At 59.9% G+C, this 24518-nt stretch carries 23 protein-coding genes; 7 read left to right on the top strand and 16 right to left on the bottom strand.

Features of this window, described 5'->3' with window-relative positions:
* Window positions 1-72: 72 nt before the first annotated feature.
* The 7 genes from ACSOSP_RS29310 to ACSOSP_RS29340 all read right to left on the bottom strand — a co-directional run bounded on the left by ACSOSP_RS29310 (window position 73) and on the right by ACSOSP_RS29340 (window position 8125).
* Window positions 73-1551, bottom strand: coding sequence for an aldehyde dehydrogenase (locus tag ACSOSP_RS29310; RefSeq protein ID WP_455311972.1), 1479 nt, complete (start codon window positions 1549-1551; stop codon window positions 73-75).
* A gap of 34 nt (window positions 1552-1585) precedes the next feature.
* Window positions 1586-2413, bottom strand: a complete 828-nt coding sequence (locus ACSOSP_RS29315; RefSeq protein WP_455311973.1) for an HpcH/HpaI aldolase/citrate lyase family protein — start codon at window positions 2411-2413, stop codon at window positions 1586-1588.
* Entirely contained in the window at window positions 2406-3782 is a 1377-nt protein-coding gene (locus tag ACSOSP_RS29320; RefSeq protein ID WP_455311975.1) for an MmgE/PrpD family protein, read from the bottom strand. The genes ACSOSP_RS29315 and ACSOSP_RS29320 overlap by 8 nt, the downstream gene beginning before the upstream one ends.
* A gap of 24 nt (window positions 3783-3806) precedes the next feature.
* Entirely contained in the window at window positions 3807-4985 is a 1179-nt protein-coding gene (locus tag ACSOSP_RS29325) for a CaiB/BaiF CoA transferase family protein (RefSeq protein ID WP_455311977.1), read from the bottom strand.
* A gap of 10 nt (window positions 4986-4995) precedes the next feature.
* Window positions 4996-6156, bottom strand: a complete 1161-nt coding sequence (locus tag ACSOSP_RS29330) for an acyl-CoA dehydrogenase family protein (protein ID WP_455311979.1) — start codon at window positions 6154-6156, stop codon at window positions 4996-4998.
* 60 nt (window positions 6157-6216) lie between these two features.
* On the bottom strand, window positions 6217-7077 hold the full coding sequence (locus ACSOSP_RS29335) for an FAS1-like dehydratase domain-containing protein (RefSeq protein WP_455311981.1): 861 nt from the start codon (window positions 7075-7077) through the stop codon (window positions 6217-6219).
* A gap of 103 nt (window positions 7078-7180) precedes the next feature.
* The gene (locus tag ACSOSP_RS29340) at window positions 7181-8125 is read right to left on the bottom strand and encodes a LysR substrate-binding domain-containing protein (RefSeq protein ID WP_455313707.1); all 945 of its coding nucleotides are present in this window, start codon (window positions 8123-8125) and stop codon (window positions 7181-7183) included.
* Between the two features lie 294 nt (window positions 8126-8419).
* Here ACSOSP_RS29340 and pruA point away from each other — a divergent pair, with 294 nt between their 5' ends.
* The 3 genes from pruA (at window position 8420) to ACSOSP_RS29355 (ending at window position 12476) form a co-directional block, all read left to right on the top strand.
* Window positions 8420-9973, top strand: coding sequence for an L-glutamate gamma-semialdehyde dehydrogenase (pruA, locus tag ACSOSP_RS29345; protein ID WP_455311983.1), 1554 nt, complete (start codon window positions 8420-8422; stop codon window positions 9971-9973).
* Between the two features lie 80 nt (window positions 9974-10053).
* The gene (locus ACSOSP_RS29350) at window positions 10054-11268 is read left to right on the top strand and encodes a pyridoxal phosphate-dependent aminotransferase (protein ID WP_455311984.1); all 1215 of its coding nucleotides are present in this window, start codon (window positions 10054-10056) and stop codon (window positions 11266-11268) included.
* Between the two features lie 44 nt (window positions 11269-11312).
* Entirely contained in the window at window positions 11313-12476 is a 1164-nt protein-coding gene (locus ACSOSP_RS29355; RefSeq protein ID WP_455311985.1) for an NAD(P)/FAD-dependent oxidoreductase, read from the top strand.
* A 28-nt stretch (window positions 12477-12504) separates the two neighbouring features.
* Here ACSOSP_RS29355 and ACSOSP_RS29360 read toward each other — a convergent pair whose 3' ends face one another.
* The 3 genes from ACSOSP_RS29360 to ACSOSP_RS29370 form a co-directional block, all read right to left on the bottom strand.
* Window positions 12505-13269: a helix-turn-helix domain-containing protein gene (locus ACSOSP_RS29360; RefSeq protein WP_455311987.1), complete on the bottom strand. Its 765-nt coding sequence runs from the start codon at window positions 13267-13269 to the stop codon at window positions 12505-12507.
* Window positions 13270-13384: 115 nt separating this feature from the next.
* A complete protein-coding gene (locus ACSOSP_RS29365; protein WP_455311989.1) occupies window positions 13385-13990 on the bottom strand; it encodes a thiamine pyrophosphate-dependent enzyme in 606 nt (201 codons plus the stop codon).
* A 20-nt stretch (window positions 13991-14010) separates the two neighbouring features.
* Entirely contained in the window at window positions 14011-14526 is a 516-nt protein-coding gene (locus tag ACSOSP_RS29370; protein ID WP_455311990.1) for a thiamine pyrophosphate-binding protein, read from the bottom strand.
* A 286-nt stretch (window positions 14527-14812) separates the two neighbouring features.
* On the opposite strand from ACSOSP_RS29370, the gene ACSOSP_RS29375 reads away from it, so the two are divergent.
* Window positions 14813-15067 (top strand): hypothetical protein, encoded by a 255-nt coding sequence (locus tag ACSOSP_RS29375; RefSeq protein WP_455311992.1) that lies wholly within the window; start codon window positions 14813-14815, stop codon window positions 15065-15067.
* Between the two features lie 38 nt (window positions 15068-15105).
* Here ACSOSP_RS29375 and ACSOSP_RS29380 read toward each other — a convergent pair whose 3' ends face one another.
* On the bottom strand, window positions 15106-15774 hold the full coding sequence (locus tag ACSOSP_RS29380; protein ID WP_455311993.1) for a glutathione S-transferase family protein: 669 nt from the start codon (window positions 15772-15774) through the stop codon (window positions 15106-15108).
* Window positions 15775-15936: 162 nt separating this feature from the next.
* On the opposite strand from ACSOSP_RS29380, the gene ACSOSP_RS29385 reads away from it, so the two are divergent.
* Together ACSOSP_RS29385 and ACSOSP_RS29390 are read left to right on the top strand one after the other, a co-directional pair.
* Window positions 15937-16503 carry a TetR/AcrR family transcriptional regulator gene (locus tag ACSOSP_RS29385; RefSeq protein WP_455311995.1) on the top strand — a complete coding sequence of 189 codons (567 nt, stop codon included), beginning with the start codon at window positions 15937-15939 and terminating at the stop codon, window positions 16501-16503.
* Between the two features lie 159 nt (window positions 16504-16662).
* Window positions 16663-17676 carry an SGNH/GDSL hydrolase family protein gene (locus ACSOSP_RS29390; RefSeq protein ID WP_455311996.1) on the top strand — a complete coding sequence of 338 codons (1014 nt, stop codon included), beginning with the start codon at window positions 16663-16665 and terminating at the stop codon, window positions 17674-17676.
* Between the two features lie 34 nt (window positions 17677-17710).
* Here the strand turns inward: ACSOSP_RS29390 and ACSOSP_RS29395 are convergent, their stop codons facing one another.
* Genes ACSOSP_RS29395 through ACSOSP_RS29410 form a run of 4 tightly spaced genes read right to left on the bottom strand, consistent with a single transcriptional unit; the run spans window position 17711 to window position 22091 of the window.
* Window positions 17711-18349 (bottom strand): DUF2894 domain-containing protein, encoded by a 639-nt coding sequence (locus ACSOSP_RS29395; protein WP_455311997.1) that lies wholly within the window; start codon window positions 18347-18349, stop codon window positions 17711-17713.
* Window positions 18342-18989 carry an OmpA family protein gene (locus ACSOSP_RS29400; RefSeq protein ID WP_455311998.1) on the bottom strand — a complete coding sequence of 216 codons (648 nt, stop codon included), beginning with the start codon at window positions 18987-18989 and terminating at the stop codon, window positions 18342-18344. Before ACSOSP_RS29400 ends, ACSOSP_RS29395 begins: the two co-directional genes overlap by 8 nt.
* Window positions 18986-21340: a DUF802 domain-containing protein gene (locus ACSOSP_RS29405; RefSeq protein WP_455312000.1), complete on the bottom strand. Its 2355-nt coding sequence runs from the start codon at window positions 21338-21340 to the stop codon at window positions 18986-18988. Before ACSOSP_RS29405 ends, ACSOSP_RS29400 begins: the two co-directional genes overlap by 4 nt.
* A gap of 10 nt (window positions 21341-21350) precedes the next feature.
* A complete protein-coding gene (locus ACSOSP_RS29410) occupies window positions 21351-22091 on the bottom strand; it encodes a DUF3348 domain-containing protein (protein ID WP_455312001.1) in 741 nt (246 codons plus the stop codon).
* Between the two features lie 350 nt (window positions 22092-22441).
* Between ACSOSP_RS29410 and ACSOSP_RS29415 the strand changes: the two genes are divergently transcribed.
* Entirely contained in the window at window positions 22442-22750 is a 309-nt protein-coding gene (locus ACSOSP_RS29415) for a putative quinol monooxygenase (protein ID WP_455312002.1), read from the top strand.
* 140 nt (window positions 22751-22890) lie between these two features.
* On the opposite strand, the gene ACSOSP_RS29420 is transcribed toward ACSOSP_RS29415, so the two are convergent.
* Window positions 22891-24480 carry an alpha-amylase family glycosyl hydrolase gene (locus ACSOSP_RS29420; protein WP_455312003.1) on the bottom strand — a complete coding sequence of 530 codons (1590 nt, stop codon included), beginning with the start codon at window positions 24478-24480 and terminating at the stop codon, window positions 22891-22893.
* Window positions 24481-24518: the final 38 nt, after the last annotated feature.

A 24518-nucleotide genomic window follows, 5' to 3' on the forward strand; every position in this document is an offset into this window, starting at 1 on the left:
GTAATGCCCAGGTCAAATTGACTTAACCGCTTTTGCCACCGCCCCGCGGCTTGCCGCGGGGCTTCAACACTTTCACCGCATGACAAACGGGTTCGCAGTCTTGACGCCCGTATTGATCCACACGCTCTTCGTTTGCAAATACTCGCGGATCGCGTCGATGCCGTTTTCGCGGCCGAGTCCGGAATCCTTGTAGCCGCCGAACGGCGACATATAACTCACTGCGCGATAGCTGTTCACCCAGACCATGCCGGCCTGCAGTTTTTCGGCGACACGAATTGACCGGCCGATATCCTTCGTCCAGACGCCTGAGCCCAGGCCGAAGCGCACATCGTTGGCAAGCGCGACCGCCTCGTCTTCGTCCTTGAACTTGATGATCGACAGGATAGGACCGAAGACTTCTTCCTGCGCAATTCGCATTTTGTTGTTCACATCGCCGAAAATGGTCGGTTCGATGAACCAGCCATTGCCGCATTCGGGCGCACTGCCGGGTTTTCCGCCGAGCAACAAAGCAGCGCCTTCCTGCTTCGCGGTCTCGATGTAGAACAAGACCTTCTGGTATTGAGGGCGTGTAGTTACCGGCCCGACCTGTGTATCCATACTCGAGGGATCGCCCATTTTCGCGGTCCGTGCCAGGGTCAGGAGTTTGTCGACGAACGTCTCGTAGATGCTTTCCTGCAACAACAGCCGCGAACCCGCAATGCAGGTCTGTCCGGTCGCGGCGAAGATGCCTGAGACCGCACCATTTACGGCGTCGTCCAGATCGGCATCGTCGAAAACGATATTGGGCGACTTCCCGCCGAGTTCGAGGCTCACGTGTTTGAACTGTCGAGCTGCCGCTTCGTTGATCTTGCGGCCCGTGGAATCTGCGCCGGTAAAGGTGATCTTCTTGACTAGCGGATGTTCAACCAAAGGAGAGCCAACGTCCGCACCGAATCCGGTCACGACGTTTATTACGCCCGGCGGAAAGCCGGCCTCAGTGAACAACTTCGCGAACTCGATTGTCGACGCTGAAGTGAACTCGGATGGTTTGATCACTATCGTGCAACCTGCGGCTAACGCGGGCGCGATTTTCCACGTGGCCAGCAATAGCGGTGAATTCCACGGCGTAATGGCAGCAACGACACCTAGCGGCTCATTGCGCGTGAAATTGAAGTAGCCCTTCTTGTCGAGCGGAATGACGGTGCCCTGAACCTTGTCCGCCAGGCCGCCAAAGTAGTAATACCACTGGGGCAAATATTGGCATTGGCCGAGCATTTCCGCCATGAGCTTGCCGTTGTCCCGTACTTCGAGCTCGGCAAGCTTCTGCGCGTCGCGTGCGATCAGGTCGCCCACGCGATGAAGCAGCAGACCTCGCTGGCTCGGAGACATCTGCGACCATGGCCCTGTACTGAATGCGGCATGCGCCGCCTGCACAGCGCGATCGACGTCAGTGCCATTGCCTTTTGGGATTTGCGCCCAGGTTTGCGCCGTAAAGGGGTTTTCAGTATCGAACCATTCGCCCGATGCCGACGGGCATGATTCGCCATTGATGAGCATTCCAAATCGTTGCATGACTTTCGTCTCCTGTTGAACTGGTGCTATCGCATCACGTGCTAACGGGCAGGCGTCGCTGAGACTCGGCCAGTATTTCCTGGGCTTTTAAAATGACCGGCCGGTCGACCATGCGGCCGTCCACGGCGACGGCTGCTCCATGGGATGCAGTTGCGCCTTCAACAACCCGTCGCGCCCATTCCAGATCTTTCACAGTGGGGGCGAACGCCGCATTGACTGCAGCTACCTGCCTGGGGTGAATGCAAAGCTTGGCGCCGAAGCCGAGCCGTTTTGCGCGGAGTGTGTCGCGCGTGATCTGCTCGGCGTCGTCGAGTGTGATACTGACGCCGTCCACCGGTGGAAGCAAATTGCCGATGCGGGAGGCGAAGACGATCTGTGAGCGGAAGTAGAGAAGTTGCTCATCGTCGCCATCTATGCCGAGATCGAGCTGGAAATCCACATTCCCGAATACGAGGCGGTTGGTTAGCCGGTGCTGGGCTATGGCGACCACATTTCGAAAGCCCTGGGCGGTTTCGATCATCGGCAAGATGTCAGTCGGCTTGCCGGCGAACTCGCAGAGGAAGATGTCGTCGATGCGTTCTGTCTTCGGCAGCATGACTGCGGTGACGCACGGGGCGCGGCACAAGGCAATGTCGTCGCGAAACCATTCGCTGTTCACGTCATTGACGCGTACGGTCACCGGTGTACGACTGGCGGACAGCCACTCGGCAAGCGCGGCCCGTGCGACCTTCTTCTCGATCGGCGGCACTGCGTCCTCCAGGTCGATCACGACCACATCGACACCCGATGCAGCGGCCTTGGCAAACCTGTCTGGCCGGTTGCCGGGAACAAAGAGATAGGACCGGGGAGCAAGGTCAGCCATGGTGAATTTCCAGTATCGATTCAGGGAGTAGCTTGGGTACGACAACAGCTTCCGTAATCGCCCATATCGACGCAACTGCGCGCTTGAGTTCGTCTTCGGTGGCCGCATTGCCATACATACCAAGCGTGATGGTTTTATGCTCGAGTTCAGTACGCGAGAGTGTGTTGCCCGGATCCCCCTTGGGATCATCCACGCGGCCTTCGAAAGTCCGGCCATCTTTCGTCTGAACCGTGACTTTCCCGATCCAGCGCGACGGATAGGCTGTGTCGACCTCTTGGTCGAGCACCATCGAAACCTTGTTGCAGAAGTGCGTGATGGCGCTTTCCTTGTAATGGCCGTCGAACTCACGTACGCCCGCATGGCCGAACTCCGCAACCAGAGCAAGCACGGTGCCCATGGAAAACTTCGCCTGATGGACTGTCTTTGGATCGGTTACGGGTCCAAGGACATCGATGGCAGCCTGATGAACATGAGTCACCACCGTCTCGATGTCATCTGGCGAGAGCTTCTCACGCTGAATAACCTGCAGCAGGGCATCGGCCGCCGGATGAGTGTGCCGGCAGGACGCGTGATATTTGAACGACGTTTCGATCAGCGCCCATCGCCGGCCTAGCGCTTCGGTGAGCTTGTCTGGATATGTTTGCGCAGACATGCCGGCGCCCATGCCTTTTGCACCCTCGAAGATATCCTTCGCGCCCGTGAAGCCGTCGGCCGCCAGGTAGGCTGCCAGAAGTCCGTTCGACGCAGCTTTAGCCGTATGCAGTTGCTTGGAGTCCGCTGCGTCTTTCAGGAACTCCCAGAGTCCGGCTGCTTGCGTGCCGGCAGAGCCGAACGCATTGACCATCTGCTCGTCGTTCAATCGCAAAAGGTGTCCGGCCGCCGCGGCGGCTGCGATCGTACCGACTGTGCCGGTGGTATGAAAAATCTTGTAGTGCGAGCGACCGAGAAATTCACCGGCGCGAATGCCCACCTCATACCCTGCGACGCACGCCGCGATGAACTCCTTGCCGCTTCTGCCAAGTGCTTGCGCGACGGCCCACGCCGCGGGAAACACGACGGTGGCCGGGTGCAGGACTGAGCTGTTGTGGAGGTCGTCTTGTTCAGCGAAATGCGATGCGGCCGCGTTGATCATCGCCGCGAAAAGCGGGCTGGTCGATCGTCGCGAGATCAGCACTTCACAGGGACCGGACTGCGGACCAAAGTCAAATGCCTGTTTCTGGATCGTCTCAACGGGGCGAGCTCCACGGCCGGCTAGTGCCGAGCCGAACCAGTCAAGGAACAGATCTTCCGTGCGGTCCACCACCTCCTTCGGAATCTGCTCAAACTCGAGATTGGCCGCGAACGAAGCAAGAATCTGGGTGTTGCTCATGAAAGGCGTACCTTGGAGAAAGGGTTAGACGATGGCTGCTTCGCGAAGCGCGCGGATGGCATCGGTCGAAAAGCCCAATTCACTCAAGAGGGCGTCTGTGTGTTGGCCTAGCGCGGGAACGGCGTCCAGCCGAACTTCGATCGCATTGCTGATGCCGGGTGGCAGCAATGCAGGGATCTTTCCAGCAGGCGAGTCGACCGTGACCCAGCGATTGCGCTCCTGCAGTTGCGGATGCGACCACACGTCGGCCATGTCGTTCATGCGGGCGTTGGCAATCTGCGCTGCATCCAGCCGGCTGATGACTTCTTCGGAAGTCAATTCGCTGAAGGCCGCCACGATAATGTCGCGGAGTGCCTGCCGGGCCGCTGTTCGTTTCGAGTTGGAATTGAAGCGGGGATCCGTTGCGAGTTCAGGCGCAAGGAGGACCTGTGAGCAGAAGACTGCCCATTCACGTTCGTTCTGCAAGCCCAGCATCACGGTCTTTGCATCGCCGGCAGGGAAGGGCCCGTAGGGATAGATCGTCGCATGAGCGGCCCCCGCGCGAGAGGGAGGAGGTGCCCCCTCGAATGCGTAGTACATGGGGTAGCTCATCCATTCCACCATGCTCTCCAGCATCGAAACGTCTATGTCTTTTCCCAGGCCGGTCTTGCCTCGTTGCAGAAGCGCGGAGAGGATGTTGGTGTACGCATACATCCCTGCAGCAATATCAGCGATGGAGCAGCCCGCCTTGGCCGGTGAATCCGGGTCTCCGGTAATAGAAAGGAATCCTGATTCACTCTGGATCAGCAGGTCGTAGGCTTTCTTGTCGCGGTACGAGCCATCGGATCCATAACCCGAGATGTTGCAGACAATCAGGCGCGGATACTTTTCATGCAGTGCTTCAAACGACAGTCCCAGCCGCGCGGCCGCGCCGGGCGCAAGGTTTTGCACCAGCACGTCGGTATCTTCCAGCAAGCGCTCGAGGATTTCGTTTGCCTGAGGAGCCTTGACGTCCAGCGTCAGACTTTCCTTCGAGCGATTGCACCATACAAAATGCGAGGCCATGCCGTGCACGCGCTCATCGTAGGCACGGGCGAAGTCACCAACACCTGGGCGTTCGATCTTGATCACGCGTGCGCCGAGATCTGCAAGTTGACGCGTACAAAACGGTGCTGCAATCGCGTGTTCGAGGGTGATGACCTTCACGCCGTCTAGCGGTTTCATGTTCGCCTCGTCAAAAGGAACGCGGCAGACCGAGCAGATGCTCGGCTACATACGAAAGAATGAGATTGGTCGAGATGGGCGCGACCTGATAGAGCCGTGTCTCGCGGAATTTGCGTTCGATGTCGTACTCGTTTGCGAACCCGAAGCCACCGTGAAATTGCAGGCAAGCGTTTGCCGCCTCCCACGAAGCATCCGCGGCGAGCAGCTTTGCCATGTTGGCTTGCGCACCCGCCGGCCGCCTGGCGTCGAAAAGCTCGCAGGCCTTATATCGCATCAAGCTCGCCGCTTCCACGTTGACATACGCACGCGCTATCGGGAATTGCACGCCCTGGTTTTGTCCAATCGCGCGGCCGAAGACGACGCGGTCTTTAACGTAATTGCAGACCTTGTCGAGGAACCAGTATCCGTCGCCGATGCACTCGGCAGCGATGAGCGTCCGTTCAGCATTCAAGCCATCGAGGATGTACTTGAAGCCTTTGCCTTCTTCGCCGATGAGGTTTTCCGCCGGGATCTCGAGGTTGTCGAAGAAGAGTTCGTTCGTCTCGTGATTGACCATGTTCGGGATGGGGCGCACCGTCATGCCTTTGCTGATTGCCTGATGCAGGTCGACCAGGAATATGGACATGCCTTCCGATTTCCTTGCCACCTGATCGACAGGCGTGGTCCGCGCCAGCAGAATCATCAGGTCGGAATGTTGAACCCGGGAGATCCAGACCTTCTGTCCATTGACCACATAGCGGTCGCCGTGGCGGACCGCGGTCGTCTTGAGCTTGGTGGTGTCGCTACCCGTCGTCGGCTCGGTTACGCCCATCGATTGCAGCCGCAACTTGCCGCTGGCGATATCCGGAAGGTAGCGAGCCTTTTGCTCTTCGGAACCATGCCTGAGCAGTGTCCCCATGTTGTACATCTGCCCGTGACACGCACCGGAATTGCCGCCGCTGCGGTTGATCTCTTCCATGATCACCGACGCTTCAGTCAGTCCGAGCCCGGAGCCGCCGTAGTCCTGGGGAATGAGGGCCGCGAGCCATCCCGCGTCTGTCAGGGCTTGCACGAAGGTCTCGGGATAGGCTCGCTCCTCGTCTACCTTGCGGAAATACTCGGCCGGAAAATTGGAGCACAGGTCACGAACCGCTTCGCGAATGTCCTGATAGGGGTCAATGTCAGCCAACACTTGTCTCTGCTCCTTTATCGTCATTCCTGGAAAATACCTGCGGGCGCCGCCAGCTTGCCCTTAGTTGTTTGCGGTTAGCGTCGCTTCTGCGTCGACGCACAGCACACCATCGGAATTGGCCGCCCAGAGCTTCACCTCGGTCGATCCGGGAGCATGTGCTGCAAAGATGTGAAACGGGGCGTGATCAAAGAGCGGATTGACCGCTTTGAACGAGAAGGAAGCGATCGATTTACCGGGAATGTTGCGCCGGACGAGATCGATCAGCAACGTTGCAGTCAGTGGCCCATGGACGACCAACGCGGGATAACCTTCCTGCTCACGCGCGTAGGTGCGGTCATAGTGAATGCGGTGCCCATTGAAGGTGTCGGCGGAGTAGCGGAACAGCAGGACCGGGTCGGGCACGATCTCCCGTTGCCACGTGAACTCCGTAGGCGCCAATGGGCCTGTCGCCGCGGTGTATGCGGTCGTCGAGGACTCGCGGTACACAATGTCTTGCTCCTCGGAAATCAGCGGACCGTCGAGGTCTTCCAGTTCATGACGCAGACGCACAAATACGAGCTTCCCGGTGCGCCCATCCTTCTCTGCTACGTCGAGTATCTGGGACGTTCTGGTGACTTCGCTACCGACCACGAGTGAGCGGTCGAACCGAACCCGGCTGCCCGCCCACATGCGTCTTTGCAGGGGTACGGGCGGCAGGAATCCACCGCGTTTCGGATGCCCGTCCGAGCCGATGTTCGATTGGGAAACAATATGAGGAAAGAGCGCCCAGTGCCACAAAGGCGGCAACGGACTGCCGATGCCTGCCTCGCCCTCAAATTCCAGCGTGGCCGCAAGCTGGCTGGCAAGCCGAGGAGAGACGAATTCCTGTTCGGTCTGTGTACGGCCGATCCAGGTGCGCAGATAGTTGAGTTCAGCAGTCATGGGGGCGTCGGGAAGCGTCGTTGAAGCTAGATTGACGCACCGGCGCGCTGACTACAATTTGTGTCTTGAGAAGAGGGCTTTAAACGCAGACTAAAGCTGACCGTCAGGCTAGGTGGGAGGCTAGCTGAGCCGCGGCTTCGGACCCGCTGTCGTTTTTGCACTTTTGCGTGAGGAGGTCGACCAGTTCGCGCGCGAACGACGGCAACAGGTCGAGGTTGCGCACGCAAATCAACAAGTTACGCGTGGCCCAGTCGTCTTCGATTTCAACTAGCTTGATATTCATGGTCTTGACGTAGCGCACCGCCGATGAACACGGCAGCACGCCGATCCCGACGTTGGCCTCGATCATCCGGCACAACGCTTCAAAGTTGCCGACCTCGATGCGCACCTGGAGTTTCTTGTGCATGTCGTTTGCAACCCGATTCAGGAAGGTGTGGATTGCGCTGGCTTCAGGCATGCAGACGAAGTCGTACCCGGTTGCCTCTCGGAAAGGAATCGACGCCTTCTCGCTCAGGGGATGCGAATTCGAGACCGCCAGGATGAGCCGGTCTGATCGATAGGGCAGGACCTGCAAGGACTCGGGTCTGACATTGCCTGCCACAATGCCGACATCTGCGGTGCCTTCACTGACTGCACGCACCACATCATGGCTCAAGCGCTCGCGGAGCTCGACGTTCACGTCAGGATGCTCGGCGAGGAAGTCACGCAGGTCGTTAGGAAGAAATTCAGTGGTGGCCGTGGTGTTTGCAAAGATCCGCACATGACCTTTGACGCCGCGCGCGTACTCCTGCATGTCGCCGCGCAGCTGTTCGAGTTGCGACAGCACGAGCCGGGCGTGATGTAGGAACGCCTGACCCGGTGGCGTGAGGGTCACACCCTGGCTCGTCCGATACAGCAGCTTTGTCCCCATGCTTTCTTCGAGATTCTTGATGCGGGTGCTTGCTGCGGGTACTGACATATGGAACCGCTCGGCACCGCGCGTCAAGCTGTCCGTCTCGGCAATACACGTAATGAGACGAAGATCCACCAGATCGAAATGCATGGCCATGATGCGTGCTCCGAATGAAGAGATGCTCCCGTTGACCCAAGTGTAGCAAATAGCATAAATCCGCAAATCCGTATTTACTATATCTTGGGGATGATTTGAAGGAATCCTTTCTATAAATGGACCATTGGCTTGCATGCGGTACTTACGCATTTTTGCAACTATGCAAAACGCCGCAAATATTAAAGGAAGTCCGATCAAGACCGGAACAATTTCGCGCCGGACAATGGCTTCTCGGTAGCGTGCCGTGCTCGTCGGGCGGCCGCGCAGCCAGAACCATTCAACCTGGAGAAAGCGATGCTGATTGCACCGTTCAAGAACGAGCCGTTCGATTTGTTCGACACCGAAGATGCTAAGGCAGATATGCAGCGGGCTTTGAAAAAGGTGCGTTCCGAGTTTGGCCAGACGTATCCGCTGGTGATCAATGGCGCGCGTGTGCAGACCGAGGCGAAACTCGTCTCGACGAATCCGTCGAATCCGCAAGAGATCGTCGGCTACACCGCCAAGGCGACGACACAGCACGCGGACGCCGCACTGGATGCAGCATGGGCAGCATTTGAATCGTGGAAGCGCTGGAGCCAGGAAGACCGGTCGCGCGTCATGCTGAAGGCAGCAGCCATTATGCGTAGGCAGAAGCGCGAACTGGAGGCGTGGCTGGTCTATGAAATCGGCAAGAACTATGTGGAAGCAAGCGCCGAAGTCGCGGAGATGATCGACTTCACCGAGTACTACGCACGCCAGGCGATCAGGCACGTGGGCGCCCTGGGGTCGCTGGTCGATGCTCCGGGCGAAGAGAACGAGAGCTTCTATATTCCGCTGGGCGTAGGCGTCACCATTTCGCCGTGGAACTTCCCGATGGCGTTGATGACCGGAATGACTGTCGGCGCGATCGTGGTGGGTAACACGGTCGTTTGCAAGCCCGCTGAAGACACGGTGGTTTCACTCGCGAAGATCTTCGACATCTTCGCGCAAGCGGGCCTGCCGCCCGGCGTGGTGAACTACCTGCCGGGCACCGGCCGGGAGATCGGCTCATATCTGGTCGCTCACCCCAAGACGCGCTTTATCAACTTTACGGGCTCTCTCGCGACCGGTGCGCAGATCAACGAGTCCGCAGCGAAACTTGCCCAAGGCCAGAAATGGATCAAGCGGGTTTTCCTTGAGCTTGGCGGCAAGGACGCAATCCTGGTCGATGAAACTGCGAACCTCGATGACGCGGCGACTGGCGTTATCCAGGCCGCTTTTGGGTACTCAGGTCAGAAATGTTCTGCCTGCTCGCGTTTGATCGTAGTTGATTCAGTCTACGACGCATTGCTCGGGAAGATCGTCGCGAAAGCAAAGGAACTGGTAGTCAGTGACGCCAGGGACAATCCAAGTTTCGGTCCGGTGTGCAACGAATTGCAGTACAGGAAGGTGCTGTCATACATCGATATCGGCCACACCGAGGGCAAGCTGCTGACCGGCGGCAAGGCCGTGGAGAATGCAGCGGGCTTCCTGATCGAGCCGACCGTCTTTGGCGACGTGTCGCCTCGCGCGCGCATTGCGCAGGAGGAGGTGTTCGGCCCGTTCGTCGCCGCCATCCGCGTCAAGGATTTCGAAGAAGGCCTGGCCGTTGTCAACGACACCGTTTACGGCTTGACAGGCGCGCTCTTCTCGAACGACCGCCGTCGCATAGAGCGAGCCCGTCGCGACTTTCATGTCGGAAATCTTTACTTCAATCGCAAATGTACGGGTGCTCTCGTTGGCATTCAGCCGTTCGGTGGTTTTAACCTCAGTGGCACCGACACCAAGACGGGAGGTCCTGACTACCTTCTGCAGTTCCTGCAGATGAAGTCGGTGGCTGAGCGTTTGTAAAAGCAAGTGCTGTCAGGTCCGTGACCCTCGGGTGGTCCCTGGTGACGGGTCAGATTGTCCAATTGAACGGAACAAATAAAATGGGCTTCATTGCAGATCGCATTGGCCAGATCGCCCCCGCGCAAACCATGGCAATGGCGGCAAAAGCGGCCGCACTGCGGCGAGAGGGGAAGAACGTTATCTCGCTGTCGCAGGGCGAACCAGACTTTCACACACCCGGGAATATCCAGGCTGCGGCTATTCGTGCGATGCGCGAAGGCAAGACACGTTACACCGAGGCGGCCGGTGTTCGAGAGTTGCGGGAGGCGATAGTTGCGAAGTTGAAGCGGGACAATGGCGTTGATTATCCGGTTGATTGCGTCAGCGTATCGGTCGGCGCGAAGCAGGCTATTTTCGCGGCATTTTTTGCCTCGCTGAATCCGGACGATGAAGTGATCGTGCCGGCGCCTTGCTGGGTCTCCTATCCGGAGATCGTAAAGATGGCGAATGGGATACCTGTCGTCGTGGAGTGCGGCGAAGGGGCGGGGTTCAAACTCACGGCTGCTCAGCTTGATGCGTCAATCACGCCGCGTACGAAGTGGCTGATGCTGAATTCGCCATCGAACCCGACTGGCGCCGTGTACTCGGCTGACGAACTCAGCGCGATCGCGGAGGTGCTTCGTCGACACCCCCAAGTCTGGGTTCTGTCCGACGATATCTACGAAAAGCTCATCTATACCGGCAGACCGTTCGTTAATATCCTGAACGTCGCGCCGGATCTGAAAGAGCGCACGCTGATCATCAACGGCGTGTCGAAGATGTATTCGATGACAGGCTGGCGGATCGGCTACTCAGCCGGACCCGCGGTGCTCATCCGGGCCATGAATCTGGTGCAAGGCCAGATTGTGACCAGCGCATCGTCGATATCGCAGTACGCTGCGATTGAAGCGCTCACAGGGGACCAGTCCTTTGTCGAAACTTCGCGGGTCGCTTTCGATGAACGCAGGAAGCTGGTCGTCAAGACATTGGGTGACATACCGGGCCTAAGAAGTAATCAGCCCGAGGGCGCGTTCTATGCCTTCGTCGGCTGTCACGGAGTCATTGGAAGTCGTACGGCGAAGGGGCGGTTGCTTGAAAGCGATCATGACTTTGTCATGTACCTGCTGGAAGAGGCGAACGTGGCCGTCGTTTCGGGTTCGGGTTTTCTGCTCTCGCCGTACTTCAGGCTCTCTTATGCGGCGTCCATTGAAGAATTGAACGAAGCGTTGAGCCGGATTCGCGCCGCGTGTCAAAGCCTCGAAACAGTGGTTGTCTGAGCGTCTGCTATTTACATTGCCGGGTTCCCATTCGAAGGTAAAGCATGAGCGAACGAATTGTCATCACGGGGGGCGGTGCGATTGGCTGTTCCATAGCCTATTTCCTGAGTCTCCAGGAATCTGCCAACCGTGAGATCTGGGTGATAGAAAAAGATCCGACCTACAGAATTGCATCGTCGTCGCTATCAGCCAGTTCGATCCGCCAGCAGTTTTCCACACCAATCTGCATTCAGCTATCGCAGTTCGGTTACGAATTTTTCTCCGCCTGCGAGCGAGAGAAGGCGCGATACGGTAGCGGAGTCGATCTGGTGGATTGCGGATATTTATTCGTTGGGAATGCTGATCAAGAGAAGGCTCTGCGCCGTCGAAGCACCCTTGCCAGATCGTTAGGTGTCGAATTGCGGGAGCATTCCGTCGAAGAGCTGCTGCGGCGCTATCCATGGATGAATGTCGGTGATCTGACTTACGCCGTCGAGGGTCTTGCCGGCGAGGGCTGGTTCGATGGTTACAGCGTCATGCAATGGTTCAGGAATCGTGCGCGCGAAGCGGGTGTCCACTTCGTCACGGGTGAAGCGGCGGGTTACCGTATGCGCGCAAACCTGATCACTCATGTGGAACTGAAGGACGGGCGGAAAATCGCTGGAAACAAGTTTGTCAATGCCAGCGGCGCGTGGTGCGCAGATCTTGCAAGAAGCGTGGGTGTCGATCTGCCGGTTCGGCCGAGGCGGCGTTCAGCGTTCGTCGTGTCATGCCCGACGTCGATTCCGGATATGCCGATCCTGATCGATACCTCGGGCGTGTACTTGCGCCGTGAACAGAACCATTTCCTGTGTATCGTCTCGCCCTCCGCGGAGCTTGACCCGGATTACCCGCCCCTTGACGTGCAGTTCTCCGAATTCGACGAGGTAATCTGGCCGACCTTGGCCGAGCGAATCCCTGCGTTTGAAGCGCTTCGTGTGGAACACGCCTGGGCCGGCTACTATGAATACAACATCCTCGACCAGAACGGCATCGTCGGTCAGTCGGGGCCGGAGAACTCGTTCGTGGCGGCAGGTTTCAGCGGCCACGGCATGATGCACAGTCCGGGAGTGGGACGGGCCGTTGCCGAGTTGTTGAGCTTCGGCGATTTCAAAACGCTGGACCTCTCGCCTCTGTCGCCGGCGCGGCTTACGTCGGGACGACTGGTGATTGAAGAGGGTGTTTACTAACTACTGGCGCTCGTGACCAGCCGCTTTATCAGTGAGGGTTCAGGCCACGCCCTCGCGCGTTTCTATATTGCCGGGGCGTGAGGTGCGTGGCAGATTTGAATTGACGCGTGAACGCGCTGTGATCGGCGTAACCACAGTCCGTCGCAATTTCCGTGATGCTGTTATCAGTCGTTTCCAACAGCTTGCACGCGTGATCGATCCGCATTTTCATCAGCAACTGTTTGGGCGTGAGATGAAACACTTCACGGGTCAGACGCTCCAGGGTGTCGACGGAGATGGAAGCGCGTTGCGCCGCTTCAGTGACCAGGATGTTCTGTCCAAGGTTCTGTTCCAGGTAATCCAGATATTCGAGCAAACGCCGGTAGCCGTGGTGACGTTCGTCAGGCCGAGGCAGATCGCGCGATATGCCGATCAATCCGATCGCCTGCCCGTCTTCGTTGAGTACCGGAAACTTTGAGCTCAGGCACCAGTATCGATGCCCCATTCCTGCGGAGTAGAGGCGCAGCCGATCGATAATGGGAGACCGCGTTTCGATAACGTTCAAGTCCTGCGCGCTGGTGCTTGCACCCGTCACCGGGAATAGCTGGTCAGCGGTCTTTCCGATCACATCGTCGCGTGACAGTCCGCTTCGGGTGATGAGGGTTTGATTGACGGACAGATAACGCGCCTGCGCATCCTTGATGTAGTACAGCACATCCGGGAAGCAGTCGAAGACGCGCTCAAGCATCTCAGGCTGGCGATCCAACTGGCGAAAGACCTCCACCAACATATCGGAATAGGCCTTGGCGGGCATGGGGGATCAGTGTGAAGTCACAATTGATCCCGATTGTACAGGGGCGAAAAAGAGGCTGAGACCCGGAAATGCGGGCTCTTCCGCCCGCATTCTTAAAGAACGCTCCAGTGCTCGTTTACTGACTTGCGTGGGCCTTGGCGCCCAATAGCGCTTCCCGGAAACGGCTGCGCAGATACGGACCGTCCCGGGGCGGAAGGGCGGTCGGTTCGGGATCGGTGCCGACCTTCACGGTGGCGAGGACCGGACCCGTAGCCTTGAGAATGACGTCGATGTACTCCTCGAGTTCGTTCTCAGCACGGATCGTCGTTGCCTTTTCGAATCCAGCGGCGCGTGCAATGCCAGTGATGTCCACCCCACGGCCTGCGTGCGCCAATTGCATGCCCGTCTCCGCGTAGTGTTCGTTGTCGATTACGACGATCGACAGATTGGCGGGTCGATCCACTCCCACTGTCGCGAGCGACCCCAGGCCCATCATCATTTCACCATCGCCCACGAATACGATCACGCGCTTTTCAGGTTGGGCCAGTGCCACGCCCAGGCCGAAGGTGACGGCGCCACCCATTGCCCCCCAAAGATAGAAGTTCTGTGGCGTGTCGCCGGCGGCTGCCACGTCGAAGGTCGGATTGCCAAGGCTGGTTACAGCCAGCACATCCTGCTGCCGATCGTGGAGAATCCGCTTCACCGCCAGCCGGCGGTTCAAGGGTTTCGTCTGCTGTGTCATGGTTGAGCTCACTGATGACATCACTTCTGGAAGTTCTTGGTGCCGATGACACGCTGTCCGATGAGGACAGCAACCATGCGGGACGTGTTGTAGCCGAAATTCAACGCGGCGCGCACGGTCTCGGCGACGTCGTCGGGATCATCGGCGCGGTAGACGTAGACGCCCGCTGATTCAAGGGCGGCCTGCGTGGATTTGCCCATGGCCACTTGCCAGGGATTGAATTCGCCCCACTCTCCGCGCATGGTGACCAGCATCACGATCGGCATGCGGCATTCGTGCTGCAGCGAGAGCATGTTGATGCAGTTGCCCACGCCGCTCGACTGCAGGAGCAGTACACCGCGCTGGCCGCCGACCCATGCGCCGCCCATCATGGCCACCCCTTCTTCTTCGGTGGTCAGGGAAACAGCGTGAATGCCGGCGTCCGCTTCGCAGCGTTCGATTAAAAGTTTGTGCCCCGCATCCGGCACGTAGGCCACTTGCCGCACGTCAGCGGCTTTGAAGTGCTCGAAGATTGTTTCCGGCCAGTTGGCTGACATGGTGACGAGTTTGAGTCGATAAGTTGAAGAAAACGGATAGCCGTCGCGTCAAGCAAAGCTGATGCATTGCCGTGCTTCGATAAGTGACAGCGTGCAACAACCGAAGTCTTTGCTCAATTACTGGTTGCGGAAGGCGCGATTAGGCTGGGGTTAACGCGCGTTGGGGAATTAGCCGGCGTGCTCGCATCCGCCTTCGAGCAACCAAAATGCCGCGTTCCAGAATGCCGAATTCCAATGATTGCTTCAGGTAAGCAGACTGGCGTGCAAACGGATTGGAGAAGGGACGATGGAGATCGATATGAGCGATGTCAGGACGGCAGCGGCCTTGGCCGCCAACGCCGAGGACGCCGCCATCTGGCGGTGGTTCGCACCGCTTCTCGAGGAGCGGAGGATCCGTTGGTGCTGCAGCGGAGACCGCTGGCTCGTGAGCGTGAATAACAGGCACGTGGCCACCGATAGCAGCTTCGACAAAGCCATCCGGATCGCGAAGGCCAACGTGGATACGTTGACGGGGCCGCCGCGCAGCAAACGGGCGGCCTGAGCCATGGGCCGCAGAAAGCGGCCTTCACACCGCGCGTATCAGCCCGGCAGTTCCATCACCTGTCCGCTGCGATTCCTCACGCTCGGCCGCTCCGATACCTTTGCCTGCCACGCAGACAAGGCCGAACAATCGTCTGGAATCGCAATGCCTGCGGCGCCTGCATGCAAGAGCGCAGCATAGACCGTGATATCGGCCATCGAGAAATCATCGCCGGCCACGTAGGGGTGCGCTTTAAGGACCCCGTCGAAGTACTTCATGCCGCGCACGAACTTCTCAAGGTGGCGCTCGCCCCATTCCTTCCGGTGCGCCCACTCGGGGCTCTTGTAGGCTTCCAGGCGTGCACCCAGTCCGGGCGTTGCATGGTGAAAATAGATGCCGACGGCATCGATGAGTTGATCGTCAGCCCGTTTCTGCATCATGTGGATGACCGCTTTGTCCTTCGGCGTCTTGCCGGTGAGCGTGGGCTTTCCATCCAGGTTGTCGAGATATTCCGTAATCGCGACGCCTTCCGAGATAAACGTGCCATCGTCGAGTTCGAGAACGGGAACCGTTCCCGTCGGATTGATGGCGAGAAACGCGCTTTGCTTGTGCTCGGCCGCAAACAGATCCACTTTCACGAATTCGATTTGGGAATCCAGTCCCTTCTCGGCGAGGACGATGCGAATGCGGGCCGGATTCGGGAAACCAGGGATGTCGTAAATTTTCATGATCAATTCTCCGTGTTATCTATCGATAGGTAAGGCGCGGAACGAAGCATGAAAGGTGAAGGTCGCGATGTCAACAACTATCTATCGATAGGAAAGTAGAACGATGGTGCTTATCTATCGATAGGGATATACTCACCGCTACCTATCCAGTGAAGACCCCTGATGACCACCCCAGACACCAAGGAACGAATCATGAGCGTGGCGCGGCTCATGGTGCAGGCGCACGGCTACAACGCGCTAAGCTTTCGTGAAATCGGAAAAGAGGTGGGTGTGTCCAGTGCGAGCATCCACCATCACTTTCCCACCAAAGGCGATCTTGGCGCCGCGCTGGCGCAACGCTACACAGACGACGGCAGAGTGGCGCTTGATAAGTTGCTGGCTACGTCCAAAGACGCTCACAAATGCATGACGGGTTACGCGGCGATCTTTCGAGCGGCATTGCTCAATGACAATCGGATGTGCCTTGTCGGACTGATGTCCGCCGAATACGAGGACTTGCCCGACGAAGTGCGAACAGAGGTGGACCGATTCGCCGACGTCAACGTCAAATGGTTGACTGAGGTGCTTTCACTTCGAAAGGCCAAGACAGGCAAGGATGCAATTCAACACCAGGCGCTTGCGATCTACGCTGCAATTGGAGGTGCTCAGCTCGTGGCGCGAGGGCGGGGCGACATCGCCATGTTCGACCGCGCGATTACCGGATATCGGGCGGCCGGGTTGATTCCTTGAAAGCGCTTTAGGGCGATGCCCGGTGGATTGAGGGAATTGTCAGCGCCACAGCGCATGCTTTTTGCTTGAGCGAAAGTGCATGCCGCCGGAGCGGCAAACAGGCTGGCGACAAGCCCAACGTACAAGGGCCACTGCCCGCCAATCCGCATGGGAGGAGCTATGCCAGGAAGCAATGACCGGGTACGCGCTGCAATTCTTGCCATGGCGGTTTCACTGCTTGCCTCATGTGGCGGAGGCGGCAGCGGCTCGAGTGGCGCGCCTTCTCCGCCTGGCGGCATCGATCTGCAGGTCGTTTCGTTCGGCGACAGTCTGTCGGACGTCGGGACCTACGCGCCGCTCGCCAGCGCGGTAGGCGGCGGTCGTTTCACGACCAATCCGGGGCAGGTGTGGACTCAGGATGTCGCGCAGTATTACGGCAACACGCTCACGGCTGCCTATACGATCGACATCACTCACGAGTTGAAGGCGCAAGGCGGTCTAGGCTATGCGCAGGGCGGTGCGACCGTGGCCACGCCCGCAAACCTGTATGACTTCCTGACTGACGTGATCGGCAATATAGAAATGCCCGTCAATCAGCAGGTTTCGAGCTATCTGGCCGCTCACGGCAGCTTCAACTCCAATCAACTGGTGCTGGTCTGGGCTGGCGCAAACGATGTACTTCGCGCAGGGACGCTGCCGGCCGCGGCGCCGACCGTGCAGACGGCGGCAAGCACCCTGGCTCAAGTTGTCGGACAGATCGTGCAGGGGGGCGCCACTCATGTGGTGTTGGTCAATGTCCCGAATATCGGACTGACTCCCAAAGGCATTACATCGGCCGATGGCGGGGCAAACCTGACCCAGTTATCGCAACTGTTCAACAACGACTTGAACGCTGCCCTGCAAGCCGATGGCCTGCAAGGCAAGGTGATCCAGATCGATGCTTACACATGGGCGGATCAGATCATCGCGAACTTTCAGGCGAATGGTTTCGTCGTGTCGAACACCGCCACCGCCTGCGACCCTTCGAAAACGCCGGATGACACGGCGCTGCTCTGCTCGCCGCCCACCTACGCGACATCCAATGCCGATCAGACGTACATATTCGCCGACGACATTCATCCGACAACGCGTCTGCATTCCCTGTTCGCGCAGTACGTGGAACAGCAGGTTGCCGCAAGCGGTCTTGGTCATTGACGCCGGGTGAGCATCATTGACGACCGGCGCTTCGCTAGCGTGCCTTGCCGCGCGTACTTTTCCGGGGGCTACCGGAGCGAGGCGCGTCTTTATCCGGCAACGCGCCGCCGCCGTTCATCTGCTCCATCCACGACAAGGCGTCGATGTACGACAGGAACTGCTCCAGATACCCCGGCGACAACTCGCGCATCAGCGAGAGCGAACGATGCACGAGGCTGCTCGAATTGAGCGGACCGGCATTGCCGGGGACTTGCGCGAGCGACTGTCGAAATTGTTTTTCGGCGCTGACCCTGGTCCAGGTTTTCCGGAAGTAATCGAGCACTTCCATATCTGGATAGGACGCGGGGCGGGGCAGGGCGTGACCCTCGTCGCCATCCGCCGGAGCACGGCTGCTCACGTACTCGATCAGCCCGGCAAGCGCACCGTGAGCAGGCTCACCGGCACTGGCGGTTTGGGGCGCGGCATTCTCGAGATCGTCGGCATACGCCTGAAGCAGTTTGGCCAGCCTTTCATTCAGGATGCGTCGTGCCTCGCCGCTATGGCCGGCCGCTCGCCGATCCAGCGCTTCCATTAAATAAAACCGGACGGGGTCCAGCCGATCGGCGCCGCGCTCGCGCCACGCATCGAGCGTCGAGCGGACACTGCTCGTTACATCACCAGCGTCGCTATTCACCGGACTTCACCGCTGCGCTCGACGGCCGTGGGACCGGCGCTATTTCCACGCGCCGGTTCTTCGCCCGTCCTTCGTTATCGGAATTCGAACTCACGGGCTGCTGCGAACCGAACGCGGCTGCGAATACCGAGGAGGAGGGGACACCCGCATCGATCAACGCGCGGGTCACCGTCAACGCGCGCTGGGCCGACAGCTCCCAGTTGTCGGCAAAGCGGCGGTTGCCCTCTCGCAACTGCCGGTCATCGGTAAAGCCGCTCACCATCAGGATCTGCTCGTTGGCCCGGAGATAAGCGCTCAGCGGCCCGGCGAGGCTCTTCAATACGTCGCGGCCTTCGGGCTGCAACTGATCGGAGTTGAGCGCGAACAACACGCTGCCGTTGATGCCAATACGTCCGTTGACGAGCGTCACCCGGCCGGCCGCCAACGGCCCGGCCAGCGCCTGCTCCAGGGTCTTGCGGCGCTGCGTTTCCAGCTGCCGCTGCTTGACCTCTTGTTCAAGCTTGGAAGACAGCTCAAGCTGCACGCCGATGACGCCAATCATGATCAGCATGAACGCGCCCAGCAGCACCGACATCAAGTCGGCGAACGCGGGCCATACAGGCGCGGCCGTCTCCACGCCGCCGTCGATATCCTCGCTCATGCAGCTTCGGCTCCGGCGGACGCACGCCGTCCGGCGAGCTGTTGCAGGTCTTCAACAATCTGCTTCTGCGACATCATGCTCAAGTCGATGACTTCCCGAGCCTGCGCCACGTAATAGGCGAGCTGTTCGTCGCTGCGTGCGAGCGATTTGTCCAGCGCGCTTTCAATCCGCTGGAGATGCGTCACCAGCTTTTCGTTCGAATCGCCGAACACCTGTACGGCCATGCCGAACGCTTCGCCCAGGCTCGCGACCTCGACCGCGCTGCCGGTGACCTGTGCGGCCACGGCGCCGAGCTTGGCCGTCTCGGCTTCAACCTTGTCGGCGAACTGGGTGCCCACGTGCTCCAGCAGACCTGCTGACGTCGCGACCAGAGCGTCGACGGCTGAGCGCTGCTCGGTGGATGCGTGGTTCACCGCATCGAGCAGGGTTTCCAGTGTCGCCAGCAGACGGCTGCGCTCCTCGAGCATGGCGGTGTCGCGGACCATGCTGTCGGAGAGCTTCTGGCGCAGTTCGGCGACGACTTCGGCCGCAGCCTTGGGAGCTTCGGACGCCGCCTGCACGAGCCCGGAAATCTCCGCGATCGTGTTGCTGGCATGCGCCTGCGTCTGGGCCGATATCTCGTGCGCGGTTCGCTCGAGCGTGTCGCAGATTTCCTGCTGCCGGTTCGCGGTGCGCGTACCGACCTGCTCCCATTCTCGGCTCAGCGTGGCGGCCATCGAAGCAAGCGTCTCGGTCCATGCCGCCAGCCGCTGCTGATCCCGCGATGCCAATTCCGCCTGCAGGTTCGCCGCGGCCTTGGGCGCTTCCGACGCAGCTTGTACCAGCCGGTCGATTTCGGCGATCGTGTTGCTGGCGTGCGCCTGCGTCTGCTCCGATATATCGCGTGCGGTTTGCGCCAGCGTGTCGCACATTTCCTGCTGCCGGCTCGCGGTGCGCGTGCCCGCCTGCTCCCACTCGCGGCTCAACGTAGCGGCCATCGAACCGAGCGTCTCGGTCCAGACCGCAAGCCGTTGCTCGTCCCGCGATGCCAGTTCGCCCTGCAAGTCCGTTTGCGATTGGCCTACGGTGCGCAGCAGCGAAGCCGAATGCTGCTCGAAGGTCGCGGCAGCGTTGGCCAAGGCCTGCTCGTTGTGAGCCGCCAGCGTTTCGCCGGCGCGTTCCTGCCGTGACAGCGCTTCGTTCCACGCCACGGACACACTGCCTGCCGTAGTGTCCAGACGCGCGGACACGCCTTCCAACAAACCTGCCGAACGTTGCTCGAAGGTTTCGGTGAATCGATCCAGCGAACTGCCCAGTTGCTGGACCAGCGCTTCGCTTGCGCGCTGGTGTCCCTCCAGCGCCTGATTCCAGATGCCGGCCACGGTGGTGGTGCTCGCCTCGAAGCCGCTCGACAGACCGTCCAGTTGCTGCTGCACGGCGTGAGTGACGGTGGCGTGCAACGAAGCCGTCTCGCGCGCAAGGCCCGCCATCGTGGCTTCCATGACCGGCTGCAGCGCCGCGCCGGCGGCGCGGGTGCTGTCGGCGACGCTCTCCTTCAACGAGCGTTCCACCGATGAAGCGAGCCGCGCGTAGGTGGCCTCGGTCTTGTCGTGGAAAGCCTCCTGGCTTGCGATCTGCCGCGCGTTCACGGCGAGGTTCTGCTGCTCGATGGCGGCCATCATCATCTGCAGACGATTGACCAGTTCAGGCATCCCGTCGGCCTGCCGCTGCAGGAGCTTGAAGGTTTCCTCGCGCTGATGGTTCTGCGAGTAGATGCGTAATGTGGTCGCGATCTTCATGTCGAGCATCTGCCCGGCTTCGATCCGCTCGCGCCGGCACAGCGCGGATAGCAGCCCGAGCATGGCGGAGGTGGCCACGCCCGCAATCGAGGTGCCGAACGCAAAGCCCAACCCCTTGACCGGTGCGGCCAGCGAATCGCGGATAGCCTGCAGGTCCGTCGCGCTTTCCAGCGCCACGCCTGTCCCTCTCAGGGTCGCGACCATGCCCAGGAGCGTGCCCAGCATGCCCAGCAACACGAGCAAGCCGACCAGGTAGGGCGCAAGCGCGGGGCCGGGCAGCGCGATACGCTCGCCTTCGACACGCAGCCGCACCGGGTGGCGCAAGCTAGGATGCAAGCGCTCAAGCCACGCGGCGAGTGCGGGCGGAGGTCCGGACAGCTCCGTGACGGCCATCGTCAAAGTTGAAGTGGCCTGGCTGTAGCGTTGCAACTCGAGCGCACCCGCCAGATAGCAGGCAGCCACCAGCATCGTGACGGCCAGCGCCAGCGTGTTCGAGCCGACGTAGCCCGCGCCGATCCAGCACACAGCGGCCAGACCTACCAAAAAAACGACAAGATTCAGATATCTGGACATAGCGTCCCAGTTAGCGGGTACGAAGGGCCGCGAGCAACCCTTCGACCGGTTGAAAACGAAGATCCAGTTCGGCCAGCAGCACGCTCTGCATATCTTTGCGGAACACGTTCAGCCACGCGCCCGGCGTAACCGTCGGGGCGTCCTCCGGCGCCTGGGCGTCGGCGAGCGTCTCCCGGCCCGCTTTGCGCAAGCGTTCGAAGTGCCCGCCGAGCAACCCGGGCACGGTGGCCAGCAGACTCCGCTCGCGCGGGCTCAGCGCGCGCTCCATGACGGCATCGACCTCAGCCAGCCGGCTCATGCCGGGTGTCCCGGCGGAAAGCTTTGCCCGCAGGCGGCTACGCAAGTTGCCGATGCCCGTCTCCATCGTCTGTTGCATGGACAGATAGATCTGACGAAAAGCCGCGTAGTCGACGGCAGCGTCCATGGACACTCCATGAGCGGATGTTCTCGCGCCTTGGTGCCGCCTGGCGGCGGTGGGCGCACCGCCGGCGATGGCATGCACCAGCGTGCCGCGCACGCGGGCGCAATCGGCCTCCTCCGCGCTGACAGGGGCTTGCGCGCCGGGAGCGAGAGCAGGCACATGGCCGCCAAGCGCCGTGGACAGCGCGATGGCGTCCGTCCAGTGCAGCCATTGGCTCAGCCGGTCAGAGAGCGACTGTCTGGATTCGGTAACTTCGACATCCGCCAGACGTGCCAGCAAGCGAATAAGTGTCGGACCGCTGAAAGCTGTGCGCTGAGGGGCTTGCACCATACCACCAGTGTCAAAAAGTCCGCTAGTTTACACGCGGACGCGATCGCTGCTGTCTGTGTGTTGATCAGCAGGGCGCGCGAGTAGAAATTTCAGGGCGTTCGACATGCCGCTAACGATGCCGGAACGTCGGGCTCGGTCTTAGCCACAGGTGTAGTCGGTGACGGGCGCTACAACGTTTTAGCGAGTTCGCCAGAGAACAAAAGCGTGAAAGAAGAGACTATCGCGGGGACGCATCTCCCGGACATGGACCTGACTTTGATACAACAGAAGCCGCTGGCAGCATACGTCACTCGACGCGGATATCATTGCGAACAGCAGGCCCTGCCCAACCACGAAAGGAGAATGTCCGGATGATTCACGTCATTGCCACGATCACCGCGCTGCCCGGTTCACGCGACGCCGTGCTGGAACTATTCAGCAAGAACCGTCCAGCAGTGCTGGCCGAAAATGGATGCATCAGCTACGAAGCGGTAATCGACGTACCGGATTTCGGGGCGATTCAGACACCGCTCGGCAATAACACGTTTGCCGTGATTGAACGCTGGGAAAGCGCCGAAGCGTTGAAGGCGCATGGCGCCTCTGCGCATATGGCCGAATACGGGCGTAACACGAAGCCGTTGCTCGCCAGCCGCGTTATTAATGTGCTCGAAGCCTGCTAAGACGCAGGCCTGCATGGACGCGCCTGCGCTGAGCGCAGCATGGATGAAGGACCTATCCGGTGCGCCGTGCGAAACCCGCGCGGCGTCGCACTGATCGCTATGGCTAGCGCCGCAATACACAAGACGCGTTCAGGCACATGCTAAGCCGGCTCCGTTACACGAATGACGATGCCTTCGTCGCCGGCGAGCACCCAGCCGGGTCCTGCGATTCGCTTCCCCTCATGACCGCCCATCGTCGATAACACCACGATTCCCTGAGGCACCTGCACCGGCGCATCCCCTCCGGCCATGTTCAACGCGATGAAAAACCGGTCGCCGCCAAAGCTGCGTTCATAGGTCAATACGCTCCCGCTGGAAGCCACCCGTTCGATCGCGCCTTCCACCAACGCCGGTTCGCTTCTGCGCAACGCCAGCAAGCGTCGATAAAACGTCAGCATAGACGATTCTTCGCGATCCTGATCAATTACGTTGACACCGTCGCCTCTGCTTATTGGCAGCCAGGGCACGCCGCTCGAAAAGCCCGCGTTCGGCGATCCATCCCATTGCATGGGCGTTCGTTCCGGGTCGCGGCCCTGACCGATGCCGGGTTGTCGCAACTCGGCAGGATCCTGTACGCGATCGGGCGGAATCACACCATCCGCCATGCCGATTTCATCACCGTAATAGAGCGTGGGCGTGCCGCGCAGGGTGAGCAGCAACATCGCGGCGACTCGCGCCTGGCGCGCGCCGATGCGTGACGCGACCCGCGGGTTATCGTGATTGCCGAGCACCCAGTTCGGCCATGCATGCAAGGGGAGCGCATCGTCGTATTCGGACACGATTCGCGCAATCTCCGCCGCGTTCCAGGGCGCGCTGATCAGTTGAAAGTTGAACGGCATGTTGGCGCCGTCGCCATTCGGTCCGTAATAGCTGACGAGTTGATGCACGGGCAAATAAATTTCGCCGATAAGCACGCGCTCGCCGTATTCGTCGAGCGTCGCGCGCATCGACCGGACGATGTCATGGACTTCAGGCTGGTCTTCCGTATACGTCTGCAACTGCCGATGATGATCCGGTTCACCAGCCCTGAACTGCGGGTTCGGCGGATTGTCGCGGAAGAGGGCGTCCTTGATCAGCAACCAAAGTACATCCACACGAAAGCCATCGACGCCCCGATCCAGCCAGAACCGCAAGACGCCCTCCATTGCCGTGCGTACCTCGGCATTGCGCCAGTTGAGATCGGGCTGTTCGCGCAGGAAAGCGTGATAGTAGTATTGGCCCGTGAGGGCGTCCCACTCCCATGCCGAACCGCCCATGCGGCTCAGCCAGTTGTTCGGCGGCCCGCCATCGGGAGCGGGATCGCGCCACAAATACCAGTCGCGCTTCGGGTTATCGCGTGACGAGCGGCTCTCCTTGAACCACGGATGCTGGTCGGAGGAATGATTGGGGACAAAGTCGAGCAATACCTTCAGGCCCAGTTCGTGCGCATGTGCCACGAGCCGGTCAAAGTCGCCAAGCGTCCCGAACACCGGCGCGATGGCGCAATAGTCGGCGACGTCGTAACCGAAGTCGGCCATGGGCGATGGGTAGACAGGCGAGATCCACACGGCGTTGACGCCAAGCGTGCTGAGATAGTCCAGGCGTGCAGTGATGCCCGCGAGATCGCCGATGCCGTCGCCGTTTTCGTCCTGGAAGGATCGCGGATAGACCTGGTAAATCACGCCTCGCTGCCACCACGCCAAGTCTGACATTTTCGTTCCTCGAATGACTGCACAGGTTGGACCCAACG

Source organism: Caballeronia sp. KNU42 (genome assembly GCF_053760385.1).